The organism is Paenibacillus sp. 2TAB26 (assembly GCF_052115145.1).
GTDB lineage: Bacteria > Bacillota > Bacilli > Paenibacillales > Paenibacillaceae > Pristimantibacillus.
The window spans coordinates 159129-171801 of the sequence record NZ_JBFRGC010000003.1; the positions used below are offsets into that span (position 1 = coordinate 159129).

Consider the following 12673-nt stretch of genomic DNA (forward strand, 5'->3'; position numbering starts at 1 on the left):
TGAATGAACTTCACCGGTTGGACCCGTTAATGTCTAATGAAGGCGATTGCTTTGGCTGTTTGCAGCGAGGCAATAACCAGGGTGGTACCGCGATTCTATTCGTCCCTGTCAATGACAGGGGCTTTTTTTGTGTTTTATCATTTGAAGGGGGCTCATCCTAATGAAAGCTAGTGAAATTCGTGCAAAATGGCTTGCATTTTTTGAAAGCAAAGGCCACAAAATTGAACCAAGTGCATCGCTTGTACCGCATAATGACCCGTCCTTGCTATGGATTAATGCAGGTATGGCGCCGCTAAAGGCTTATTTTGACGGACGCATCGTTCCAGAAAACCCGCGTATTACGAATTCACAGAAGTGCATTCGTACGAATGATATCGAAAACGTAGGCAAAACCCGCCGTCATCATACGTTTTTTGAGATGCTGGGCAATTTCTCGATCGGTGATTACTTCAAGGAAGAAGCTATTACTTGGGCATGGGAGTTTCTGACTGAGCCAAAATGGATTGGTTTTGATCCTAATCGCTTGTCGGTAACGGTATATCCAGAAGATGAAGAAGCATTCGAGTTCTGGAATACGAAAATTGGCCTTCCTGCTGAACGGATATATAAGCTGGAAGAAAATTTTTGGGATATTGGCGAGGGCCCTTGCGGACCTTGTACAGAAATTTTCTATGACCGCGGCGACAAATATGGCGATCTTTCGGACCCAGAATGCTGGCCAGGCGGTGAGAACGAGCGTTTCCTAGAAGTTTGGAACGTTGTATTCTCACAATTCAATCATAATAAAGACGGCAGCTACACGCCGCTTCCAATCAAAAACATTGATACAGGCGCAGGACTTGAGCGTTTTGCTTCTATATTGCAGGATGTGGATTCGAACTTTGATACGGATTTATTCCGTCCAATTATCGACCGCACTTGTGAAATTGCGAAAGTAAGCTACAAAGTGAATGAAGAGCATGATGTTGCGCTTAAAGTTATTGCTGATCATATTCGTACAGTAGCGTTCGCAGTAGGTGATGGCGTAATGCCTTCTAACGAAGGCCGTGGCTACATCATTCGCCGTTTGCTTCGCAGAGCTGTTCGTTACGGAAAAACAATCGGAATCGACCGTCCGTTTTTGCATGAGCTGACTTCAATTGTTGGCGAGGTTATGGGCGTTTATTATCCAGAGGTTGTTGAAAAGCGTGAATTCATCGAGCGGGTTATCCGTACGGAAGAAGAGCGTTTCCATGAGACATTGTCCGATGGTCTAGCTATGCTGTCTGATCTGGTAGCTGCTGGTACGAAAGCTGGCCAAAAAGAGATTAATGGCGATGATGCATTCCGCTTGTATGATACTTACGGCTTTCCTTTCGATTTGACGGAGGACTTTGCTTCAGAAAATGGAATGACGGTTGATCGTGCTGGATTCGACGCAGCGATGGAAGCACAGCGCGACCGTGCCCGCGCAGCTCGCCAAGATACGGGAAGCATGAAGGTTCAAGGCGGACCGCTCGGCGAATTCACGGTTAAAAGTGAGTTTGTTGGCTATAATGAACTGGTAACTGAGTCCAAAATCATTGCCATCGTTCATGAGGATCTGTTGGTTGAATCGGCTCCAGAAGGCAGCAAAGTCGCTGTAATATTGGATCGGACACCTTTCTATGCAGAAAGCGGCGGACAAATCGGAGATATAGGAACGATTACGGGCAACGGCTTTACGCTGCAGGTTGAAGAAGTAACCAAAGCACCGCACGGTCAAAGCGTCCATCATGCTGTTGTTACCTCAGGTACTGCTCGTACAGGTGAAGCAGTAGAGGCGAGCGTTGCTAGAGCTGTACGCGATGACATTATCAAAAACCATACGGCAACGCATTTGCTTCATAAAGCGCTCAAAGAAGTGCTTGGCGATCATGTCAATCAAGCGGGCTCTTCGGTAGAGGCTGAACGCCTGCGCTTCGACTTCTCGCACTTTGGCAGTATAACTGCTGAAGAACTAGTAACGATTGAACGCCGCGTCAATGAGCAAATTTGGCTCGGAACTCCAGTATCCATCGAAACGAAATCATTGAATGAAGCTAAAGCGATGGGCGCGATGGCGTTGTTCGGCGAGAAATACGGCGATGAGGTTCGTGTGGTTCAAGTTGGCAGCTATAGCTTGGAGCTATGCGGAGGCTGTCATGTAAGCAATACATCGCAAATCGGATTGTTCAAGCTGTTAAGCGAGAGCGGTATTGGGTCGGGTGTTCGAAGAATTGAAGCCGTTACGGGTAAACATGCGTATAACTATTTAGATGGTCAGCTTGACCTGCTTAAGCAATCGGCTGCACTTCTGAAATCAAATGCAAATGATGTGCCAAAACGGATTGAAGCATTGTTCGGTCAAGTGAAGGAATTCTCTCGCGAGAATGAATCCCTTCAAGCGAAGCTGAGCCGGATCGAAGCAGGATCACTTGAGCAAAACGCGAAAATAGTGAATGGCATTACTGTCCTTTGCGCAAAAGTGAATGCTCCTTCAATGGACGCACTTCGCGGCATAGTTGATGAATTGAAGCTGAAGCTGGAGTCAAGTGTTATCGTGCTTGGTGCGATTTCGGATGACAAAGTGAATCTTGCAGCTGCCGTTTCTGCAGATTTAATTAAAAAAGGTTTCCATGCAGGCAAAATTGTAAAAGAAGCTGCAATTCATTGCGGCGGCAGCGGCGGCGGACGCCCAGATATGGCGCAAGCAGGCGGAAAAGACACAACGAAGTTGGATGAAGCATTGAAACTTACAGAAGAACTAGTTCTTAATCAAACAAATGTGATATGATATGAGTGTATATCTCATTGAAATGCGGTTTGGAAAGCGAGGTGCTGGCGATGAGTTCCATGGACAAAACAATGAAATTTAACGTGAAGGCGGAGGGGGTTGAATCTTCTCAAGACATTCTGCTATCCGTGCATGAAGCGCTTCTAGAGAAAGAGTATAATCCGATTAACCAGATCGTTGGGTATTTGCTGTCCGGAGATCCCGCGTATATTCCGCGGCATAACAACGCCAGGAGTTTAATTCGCAAGAAGGAACGAGACGAATTAATCGAAGAGCTTGTCCGGTTTTATCTAAACCATAAGAAACAACAAGCGTAAACGGCTAAAGCCCCCCTTAGGAGGCTTAGCTATCGTTTCGCAGAGAAATATAAGCAGTTTATAAGCAGATAAACTTATAAATTCTTATATTTTAACTAATGAGGCAGGAGCCGGACAAGACATGAGATTGATGGGACTTGATTACGGTGACCGCAACATAGGAGTTGCTGTCAGCGACGCTTTTCGTTGGACCGCGCAAGGAACTGGTGTTATTGAACGAAGGCGAGACCATAGTGAGTTTGACCGCATTGCCGATCTGGTTAAGGAGCATGAGGTTAGTGAAATTGTTGTTGGTCTTCCAAAAAACATGAATGGCACCATCGGTCCACGTGGAGAAATTTGTATAGAATTCGCAGAACAGATTAAGCAGAAACTAAACATACCTGTTCACCTTTGGGACGAAAGGCTGACAACGGTAGCTGCCGAACGAACGCTTATTGAAGCGGACGTCAGCCGGAAGAAGCGAAAGCTTGTAATAGACAAAATGGCGGCAACGCTTATTTTGCAAAATTATCTCGATTCTAAAGCGAAAAGGTGAGGGTAAACATGACAAATGAAGAGTTGGAATTCGAAGAGCCGGAAATTATTTATATCCCGGATGAAGAAGGAAACGAAGAGGAATTCGAAGTCATCATGAAATTTGAAGTTGATGGTTCCGATCAGAAATATATGATGGTAGTTCCGCTTCATGGAGAAAATGACGAGGAAGATGAAGTATATGCTTTCCGTTATGAAGAAGAAGGCGATGACCTGAAGCTGTATACCATTGAAGATGAAGAAGAATGGAATATGGTTGAGGAAACGTTCAACACTCTCCTTGGTGAGATGGAGGAAGAAAATTAATGTCCGGCACAGAGCATGAAGCACCTAAGAAGCTGAATACGCTACGAGCGRCATTCGGCAATGAAATTGAGCTTGAAGCAGATGACGGCAGCGTAGAGGTATACGATATTAAAGCTGAGTTTCAGCTAGGGGATCGCATTTATGCAGCCCTGCAATCGGATCCGATGCGTGGCGAGGATGATGTTGAGCTATTCCGCGTCATTCAAGTCGATGGTGAACCGCAGCTGGAAAACATCGAAAACGATGAAGAGTGGGAAGCTGCATCAGAAGCGTACGATGATTTATTGTTTGCTACTGACGAGCGTCCATAAAACGTCGTCTAATGTATATGCATCTAACGAGAGAGCGGCCAATAACCGCTCTTTTGTTCCATGTTTAGCGTTAATTACTCAAACATGCGGTTGTAATTCTCTTCATTGACCTGTTTAACAGCATTTTCAGCTGAGCCACCATAGGATGGTCTCAGCCATTTCGCCTGCGCAAATCGATATACCGAAAATGATGCATTATAAAAAAGGGGGTCTAATTTTGGACAAGTCATCACAGCACCTTGAGCAACAATCATCATCGGGACCGAGGAAAAGCCGCATTACATTATGGGTTATTTTAAGCTTGTTAGGAATTATGATTATAGGTGCTGGAAGCGTTGCTTTATATGTGTGGAGCAGCTTGAAGCCAACAGCTGCTGGTGCGGTTCAGAAGATTGATATTCCAAGAGGAACATCAGCGAATGAGGTTGCAGAATTACTGGAAGAGCAAGGGATTATTAAAAATGCATTTATATTTAAATATTACTTGAAGCTTAAGGATCAAGGCGGCCGCTTTCAGGCGGGACTTTATGAGCTGAACCCCGGCATGAATAATGAAGCCATTATAGCCAAGCTAAATGCTGGCGACACCGTAGAAGCAGAAACGATTCGATTCACGATTCCTGAGGGCTTTACCGTATTGCAAATTGCTGACAAGCTTGCTCAAGAGAAATTGATCAACAAAGAAAAGTTTATTGGATTAATTGCATCGGAAAACAATTGGGGTGATGCGGAGGCTGTTCGCTCCATTCCCAATAACGATAAGCTGCATCAGCGTCTTGAAGGTTATCTGTTCCCTGAAACGTATGAGATGAAAAAAGAAAGCACAGAAGAAGATATTATTAAACGGATGGCGCTTGAACTCGACCGGAAGCTTGCTGAGCTTCCAGAGGGCTGGATGGAAGTGCTTGAAGAGAAAAAAATGTCCTTTCATGATATGCTGACAATCGCGTCGCTTGTAGAGCGTGAAGTCGTTGTGGACGAGGAAAGAGCTCTCGTATCGGGCATTATTTACAACCGGATTGCCGATGGCATGAAGCTGCAAATTGATGCTACCGTTCAATATTCATTAGATAAGCCAAAGGAACGTCTTTACGAGAAGGATTTGCTCGTAGACAGTCCTTATAACACGTATAAGGTAGAAGGTTTGCCGCCTGGACCTATCGCAAGTCCAAGTCTTAAGTCGATTGAAGCGGCTATATATCCGGAAGATACGGAATATTTTTTCTATGTAACCAAGAAGGATGGAAGTCAGACTCATTTGTTCGCAAAAACATATAAAGAGCATTTGAAAAACATCGAGAAAAGTAATCAGACGGCTGGGTAGTCATAACGATTAGATAGGAAACGAAGCTTCACGGTGTTTTTAAGGAGGATCAAGTATGGCGTACAAGCCGGAATTGTTAGCTACCGCTGCATCTATAGAAGAGCTGGAGAGGCTCATGGCAGCAGGCGCGGATGCTTTTGTCATTGGCGAAGCACGCTACGGTATGCGATTAGCAGGAGAGTTTAACAAAGAAATGATAGCGCAGGCCGTAAAGCTCGCTAAGCCTAAGGGTGTGAAAATCTATGCTGCCCTTAACAATCTTATGGATAATGAAGCAGCGGATTCATTAAATGATTATGTATCCTCGCTTGCTGAAGCTGGCGTTGATGCACTAGTATTCGGCGACCCTGCGGTCTTAATGGCTGCTAGGTTGCATGCCCCAGGCATGGCGCTGCACTGGAATGCCGAAATGACCTCAACTAATTATGTTACAGCTAATTATTGGGGCCGCAGAGGTGCGACTAGATATGTGCTCGCACGCGAACTCAATATGGATCAGGTTTGCGAGACAACGGCTAGTACAGAACTTGAGGTTCAAGTACATGTGCATGGGATGACGAATATTTATCATTCAAAGCGTTCGCTTGTAGAGAGCTATATGGAGCATCAGTCGGAGACGGATCGGCTTCCGGAGAAAGACAAGGATCGCGGGCTTTATGTGATGGAAGCGGAGCGGCAGGACGAGCGTTATCCAATCTACGAAGATGCGAATGGCACTCATATTATGAGCTCGGATGATGTTTGTATGGTAGAGAACCTTCATGAGCTGCTGGATGCTAAAGTAACCAGCTTGAAGATTGAGGGATTAATGAAATCTACCGAGTACAACGAAATTGTTGTGCGCTCATATCGGCAAGCAATCAATGCCTATTTGGCTGATCCAGAGGGCTACATTTTCCAAGAGGAATGGCTTGACGCGATTAAGAAAGTCCAGAATCCGCAGCGAGAGCTGAGTTTTGGCTTCTTCTTCAAAGAGCAAGTCTATTAATATGTTAATGCTTACGAAGTGAGTTTTGCTTCGCAAAACCAAAGTTAATGCTTACGAAGTGAGTTTTGCTTCGCAAAACTTAGGAGGTACACATAGTGACAACAATTGAGAAGACGACACCTCGCTATCAAGGCAAACGCCATCGGCTTGACAAGCCGGAGCTACTCGCACCAGCCGGAAATTTAGAGAAGCTGAAATTCGCGATTCATTACGGAGCTGACGCGGTTTATATCGGCGGTCAAAAGTACGGCTTGCGCTCCAATGCAGACAATTTCAGCTTTGAAGAAATGAAGGAAGGCGTTGAGTTCGCCAACCGCTATGGTGCAAAGGTGTTTGTCGCGACAAATATATATGCGCACAATGAGGATGTAGAGGGACTTGAAGACTACTTGCGCAATCTTGAAGCAGCAGGAATCTCAGCTATCATTGCCGCAGATCCTGCCATTATTGAAACGGCGCAGCGAGTAGCTCCTAAGCTTGAGGTTCATTTGAGCACGCAGCAATCCACGCTGAATTGGCAGGCTGTGCAGTTCTGGAAGGAAGAAGGCTTGCCACGCGTTGTGCTGGCCCGTGAAACGAGCTTTAAAGACATTGCAGAAATTAAAAAAAATGTTGATATTGAGATCGAAGCGTTTATTCATGGTGCGATGTGCTCATCTTTCTCTGGTCGCTGCGTATTGTCTAATCATTTTACGGATCGTGACTCCAATCGTGGAGGCTGCTGTCAGTCATGTCGCTGGAAATACGATTTGTTTGTTGACGATATGCCAATGTACCCGGAAGAAGAAGATAAGTTCACTATGGGCTCTAAAGATCTATGCATGATTGAATATTTGCCGGAGCTTATCGAAGTTGGCGTTGACAGTTTCAAAATCGAAGGACGAATGAAAAGCATCCACTATGTAGCGACGGTCGTTAATGTTTATCGTCAAGCGATTGATGCGTATTTTGCAGATCCTGAGCATTTCGAGCTGAAGCAGGAATGGGTGGATGAGATAAATAAGGCTGCCAACCGTCCGCTAAACACTGGATTTTTCCTTGATACACCGGGTGCGGAGGATCATATTTATGAGCCAGAGGAAAAAGCAGCGCCATATGATTTTGCTGGAGTAGTCGTAGATTATAATGATAAAACGGGTTTTGCGATCGTGCAGCAGCGCAATCACTTTAAACTCGGACAAGAAATCGAATTTGTTGGACCGAAGGGTACTTTTTTCAAGCAAACGGTAACCGAAATTACGGATACAGACGGCAATGCGCTTGAAGCGGCTCGCCATCCTTTGCAGCATATTCGCATTCGTACGTTAAAGCCGGTTAAACCGATGGATATGATGAGAAAGAAGATCGGGAAGAAGTAAATAGGCAAAACATGACTAGAGTCTTATTTTTTTAGAAAATAAGACTCTTTTTTTTGTATTTATTATTATGAAATGACAAGAATGTGTCGATATAAAATAATATACTGTAAATCTACTGTAAATACATATTTCGGCAAGATGCGCTAGCAGCAAACGTACTATTTTGGACTTACAATATTAAAGGCGGTGTCTTCCCTCATGGAAAACCAAGAAGAACAAAAAAAGAAGAAAACAAAGAAACAGAAACAGGAAAAAGAGCAAAATAGCACAAACGAAATTAAGTCAGGTACAAGTATGAAAGCGTCATCAAAAATGCAATCTTTATCACAAGCAGCAAAGGCAGCGACGGTATCTGTAAAAAGCACAAAGCTGTCAAATCCAATTAAATCAGTAGGAACGAAGCTGTTTACGATTATCTTTTGCAGTATTATCGCGTGTGTATTGACAGTAGGTCTAATGGCTTATTCAAAGTCGAAGTCGATTATTGAAAATAAAGTTTCAGAAGCAAGCTTTCAAACGATCAATCAGGTTGCAAACAATATGGACGTTATTTTCAAGACGTATGAGGATTTATCGCTGCAAATATTAATTGATAAAAGCTTCCATGAAATTGTAAGGAAAATGCTTGACGGCGATGACGATTTCAGCAAGTTTGAGGCATCGCGTAATTTAAGCGACAAAATGCAATCTTACGTTATGGGTAATAATACGATCGTTTCCATGATGCTGCTGCCAGTAAATCCGAAATTGACGGTTGTAACATCCGGCCGGGCAACCACCGGCACTGCGGAGAAATTAATGAAAACAGCATGGTTTATGGAAACTGTCGAAAATGCGGGGAAAACAAACTGGATTCCGCCACAGCCTGAAGGCATGTCAGATCCAGCGGGTGCGCCAACTATAGGCTTGAGTCGACTCATTAAAGATATAACTTCAAGTGAAGCATCTTATGTACTGCTGCTGGAGGTGCAAGCCTCGACGCTTGCGAAACGCTTCGAAGAAGTTAACCTTGGTGAAGGAAGCCAGCTTTCGATCGTGAATGCAAACGGTGAATATATTACAAATAATGATCCAGAATTGGTAGGCAAGCCAGCGAGTATTACATTCCCAACCGAAGGCGATAAAGCGCTTGAGGATTCGTCGAAAATGAAAACGACAAACGGTGCTGAGGTTTTGGCTACATACAAAACATTCGAAACGATGAACTGGAAGCTGCTAGGCACGGTACCGGTAAAAGAACTAGTAAAAGATGCTAAAGCGATTCAAAATTTGACATGGATTACGGTATTTATCGCAGCACTTATTGCAATTGCAATCGGTATTCTCGTAATTATGACGATTGCACAGCCACTGGTTAAGCTTCGCAACCTAATGACTGAAGGAGCAAGCGGCAACCTGACCGTACGATCTGTCATGAAAAAACGCCAAGATGAAATTGGTGAGCTAAGCGACAGCTTTAATCTTATGATGACACAAATAACTGCTCTAGCGGTACAAACGACAAGATCAGCTGAGGATGTACTGGTTACAGCTACTGAGCTCGGAGATGCTTCTCGGAAAACAGCTATTTCTGCTAAGGAGATTGCAGTCGCAACAGAAGAGATCGCGGGAGGAGCAACAAGCTTGGCTGTTGAAGCGGAGCGAGGTTCTGACCTTACAGGAAACATCGATGTTCAAATGAAAAAAGTTATTGCAGCCAACGAACAAATGGTGAACTCTGCGCAAGCCGTTGAGAAGGCAAGTGAGCAAGGAACAAACTATATGGGCGTACTTATTCAAAAAACGAGCATGACAGAAGAAATGACCCGTTCTATGGTAGAGAAGGTTGATGCTTTGAAGGAAAGCACTGGCTCAATCGTAAAAATCCTAGACGTGCTCAACAGCTTAACGAAGCAAACGAACATCTTGTCATTGAATGCGACGATTGAAGCTGCTCGCGCTGGCGCAGCAGGAAAAGGCTTTATGGTCGTTGCCGATGAAATTCGCAAGCTGGCGGATCAAAGCCGCCAATCCATTGACGTTGTTGGTCAAATCACGGAGAAAATTAGAGGCGAGATTGACGAGACCGTTCATGTTTTGTCCGATGCTTATCCGTTATTCCAAGAGCAAATCGGTTCTGTAAAAGAAGCGAATCAAATTTTCTTAACCGTTTCTGGCCAAATGGGAGAACTAGTTAAGAAGCTGGATCTTGTTACGGATTCAATCGGGCAATTGGATGAATCGCAAGTCGTATTAGGCGAAGCGATGACTAACGTGAGTGCGGTAGCTGAAGAATCTTCCGCTACATCAGAAGAAGTTGCATCACTTAGCACAGAACAGTTAAGCATTAGCGACGGTATGGTGCGCTTGTCGGAGAAGCTGGATACGGTGTCTCGTGAGCTCAAGGATTCACTTTCTAAATTTAAAATTAATTAGCAATCACGGTATCCTATTAAATTGATAATATTGAAGGAAGAGCTATTCAGGCAGTTAATGCTGAACAGCTCTTTTTTTTGTTGTAGAAAATAGAATGGATGTTTGAAGGAGAACCGCGGAAGGAGATAATGAACGTATAACAACGATTCCAGCGCTCATTAAACATTAGGCAGCATTAAAAAGGAGCTTTCGCAGGATGAGAACAGGACATGATTAAACGAATAACTATGGCTGCTTGTTTCATTAGTTTAATAATGATGCTTTATATTGGCCGCTTAGCTTGGATTCAATTGATGCCTGGAAGCTCTTCTTCAGCGGTCCTTTCTCCACTGGCAAACCGGGGAGGATGGCAACGACTGTCAGTTCAGCAGCGTCAACGAAACTTGGTGCTGGACACAGGCAGAGGTGACTTTTATGATCGCTATGGAAAACCGATAACAGGTGAAACTTACTCGGCCGTTGCCTTATTTCCCGTACGGGCAGAGCTGCGTGGTCAAGAGAAGAGTTTAGCTGAGCTTAGCCGCTTACTAGGCGTAACCACGGAGCAGCTGCAGCAGAAATGGGATGCTGTGCGAGAGCCTGTGTTTTGGAAGGCTGATGGGATGCAAGCGCCTTTGCGACTGACAAATGATCAAATTACCCGCCTAAAAAAACTTGAGCTAAACGGTATACGTGTGCTTCCTTATCGCAATCGCTATTTGCCGGATTTTGATGCGAAGCATCTGATTGGCTTTACAAGCCAGCATCCTGAGTGGCTGCAGACTAACCATGCGGAAGATCTCGTAAGCGGCAAAAGAAAGCTGGTAGATCAGGTTGGCGGGTCGGGTCTTGAGAAATCGCTGGACAAGCTGCTGCATGGAGTAGGGGCTACTTCTGTTTCCTACTTCCTGGATGGACGTAATGCTCCTATGCACGGCCTTGATATGCGGATTACGCAGCCTGGCAATCGATATTATCCTCTTAAAGCGATGACGACGATTGATTTGCAGCTGCAAAACGAAATCGAAGCGTATGTGGATGCACAAGGCTTGCAAGAGGGAGCAATCGTTGTGCTGGATGCGAGCAATGCGGATATTGTAGCGATGGTATCACGGCCGCAATTGAAGCCAGGACGGTTCCAAAGCTCCGACGGCAGCGAGTGGGCTAATCATGCAATCAAGGCGGTCGCTCCCGGCTCTGTGTTCAAGCTAGTTGCGGAAGCAGCTGCGCTGGAAGCGGGTGTAGTGAATCAGCATGAAACGTTTTTTTGCAATGGTGAATATGGCAAATATGGCTTATCCTGCTGGAAGGAAGGTGGACACGGCCGCTTGACGCTCCAAGAGGGCTTGGCGCAATCATGCAATATTGTGTTTGCAACGCTGGCTGAGCGGCTTGAAGCTAAGCAGTTGAAGCGGACCGCGGATTTGCTCGGGATAGGGCAGCAAGCGGGCTGGCATCGCGATGAAGCTTTTGGCCCCTTTACATCGCCTCTGAGACTGCTTGAGGAAGAAGATCGCGGACAGCTGTTTGCAGCCGTTAAGAGCGAGTTTGCTTGGAATAGCGGCGGTGAGATGGGTGAGAATGAGCATGATAATGGCAGTGGCAGTGGCAGTGGCAGTGGCAGTGGCAGTGGTAGTGGCAGTGGCAGTGACAATGAGAATGGCAGTGGTAATGGTAGTAGCAGTGACAATGAGAATGGCTTTGGCAGTGGAAGTGGCAATGATAACGGCAATGATAACGGCAGAGGCAGTGACAGTGGCAATGGCAAGCGTAATGAGAAGCGGAGCGGGAAGTTTGACGCGGCGCAGCAAGCGCGGGAAGAAGCAGCCATGCTGGCTGGCGTCGATGGCGGTGTGCTCGCGCAAAGCGCGCTTGGGCRGCGTGATGTAAGGATGTCGCCACTGCAAGCGGCAAATCTGATTGTAACGCTGCTGAATGAGGGGCGCGTAATGGAGCCGCGCCTAGTGAGTGAAATCCGCTATGCCAACGGCCAGCGGATGGTGAAGCTGCCCGCGCAGCGCGCGCAAGCGATCCGTGGCCGGATTAAACCGGCCACGGCGCATGCGCTGCTGCGCGGCATGCAGGCGGTCGTCGACCATGGAACCGGTCGATCGATCCGCCAAGGGCTGTGGGCGATTGCCGGCAAATCCGGCACCGCCGAAACGACTCAGGCCGGAATCGCCCGCAACCACCAGTGGTTTGCGGGCTACGGCCCGGTCAAAGCTCCACGATACGCGGTAGCCGTCCTCGTGGAGAACAAGCCGCCTGGAAGCTCGCACCAGGCGACTAAGCTCTTTCGCGGCGTCATGGATATCGCCGCACGCCATTCCAAATAAAATGAGCC

The 12673-nt window shown here is 46.0% G+C and carries 10 protein-coding genes; all 10 read left to right on the forward strand.

All coding sequences use genetic code 11. The features are described 5' to 3' along the window. Positions 1-160 precede the first annotated feature (160 nt). The 10 genes from alaS to AB4Z50_RS03835 all read left to right on the forward strand — a co-directional run bounded on the left by alaS (position 161) and on the right by AB4Z50_RS03835 (position 12665). The gene (gene alaS, locus AB4Z50_RS03790) at positions 161-2794 is read left to right on the forward strand and encodes an alanine--tRNA ligase (protein WP_441875849.1); all 2634 of its coding nucleotides are present in this window, start codon (positions 161-163) and stop codon (positions 2792-2794) included. A gap of 50 nt (positions 2795-2844) precedes the next feature. After that, entirely contained in the window at positions 2845-3111 is a 267-nt protein-coding gene (locus AB4Z50_RS03795) for an IreB family regulatory phosphoprotein (protein WP_076270873.1), read from the forward strand. Between the two features lie 121 nt (positions 3112-3232). Further along, positions 3233-3649 carry a Holliday junction resolvase RuvX gene (gene ruvX / locus AB4Z50_RS03800; protein ID WP_076270814.1) on the forward strand — a complete coding sequence of 139 codons (417 nt, stop codon included), beginning with the start codon at positions 3233-3235 and terminating at the stop codon, positions 3647-3649. An 8-nt stretch (positions 3650-3657) separates the two neighbouring features. Next, positions 3658-3954: a DUF1292 domain-containing protein gene (locus tag AB4Z50_RS03805; RefSeq protein WP_076270813.1), complete on the forward strand. Its 297-nt coding sequence runs from the start codon at positions 3658-3660 to the stop codon at positions 3952-3954. Continuing rightward, positions 3954-4265 carry a DUF1292 domain-containing protein gene (locus AB4Z50_RS03810; protein WP_441875858.1) on the forward strand — a complete coding sequence of 104 codons (312 nt, stop codon included), beginning with the start codon at positions 3954-3956 and terminating at the stop codon, positions 4263-4265. The genes AB4Z50_RS03805 and AB4Z50_RS03810 overlap by 1 nt, the downstream gene beginning before the upstream one ends. Before the next feature lie 217 nt (positions 4266-4482). Next, positions 4483-5589, forward strand: a complete 1107-nt coding sequence (gene mltG / locus AB4Z50_RS03815) for an endolytic transglycosylase MltG (RefSeq protein WP_441875860.1) — start codon at positions 4483-4485, stop codon at positions 5587-5589. 55 nt (positions 5590-5644) lie between these two features. Beyond that, positions 5645-6577 (forward strand): peptidase U32 family protein, encoded by a 933-nt coding sequence (locus tag AB4Z50_RS03820; RefSeq protein WP_441875863.1) that lies wholly within the window; start codon positions 5645-5647, stop codon positions 6575-6577. A gap of 95 nt (positions 6578-6672) precedes the next feature. Then, complete coding sequence (locus tag AB4Z50_RS03825; RefSeq protein WP_339207918.1) at positions 6673-7935, forward strand: peptidase U32 family protein; 1263 nt, start codon at positions 6673-6675, stop codon at positions 7933-7935. 198 nt (positions 7936-8133) lie between these two features. After that, positions 8134-10350 (forward strand): methyl-accepting chemotaxis protein, encoded by a 2217-nt coding sequence (locus AB4Z50_RS03830; protein WP_441875866.1) that lies wholly within the window; start codon positions 8134-8136, stop codon positions 10348-10350. Between the two features lie 209 nt (positions 10351-10559). Then, entirely contained in the window at positions 10560-12665 is a 2106-nt protein-coding gene (locus tag AB4Z50_RS03835; protein ID WP_441875869.1) for a peptidoglycan D,D-transpeptidase FtsI family protein, read from the forward strand. Positions 12666-12673: the final 8 nt, after the last annotated feature.

Excerpts from the sequence above, each read along its gene's own strand:
- alaS (WP_441875849.1), top strand. The coding sequence starts at position 161 with ATGAAAGCTAGTGAAATTCGTGCAAAATGGCTTGCATTTTTTGAAAGC.
- AB4Z50_RS03795 (WP_076270873.1), top strand. The coding sequence starts at position 2,845 with ATGAGTTCCATGGACAAAACAATGAAATTTAACGTGAAGGCGGAGGGG.
- ruvX (WP_076270814.1), top strand. The coding sequence starts at position 3,233 with ATGAGATTGATGGGACTTGATTACGGTGACCGCAACATAGGAGTTGCT.
- AB4Z50_RS03805 (WP_076270813.1), top strand. The coding sequence starts at position 3,658 with ATGACAAATGAAGAGTTGGAATTCGAAGAGCCGGAAATTATTTATATC.
- AB4Z50_RS03820 (WP_441875863.1), top strand. The coding sequence starts at position 5,645 with ATGGCGTACAAGCCGGAATTGTTAGCTACCGCTGCATCTATAGAAGAG.
- AB4Z50_RS03830 (WP_441875866.1), top strand. The coding sequence starts at position 8,134 with ATGGAAAACCAAGAAGAACAAAAAAAGAAGAAAACAAAGAAACAGAAA.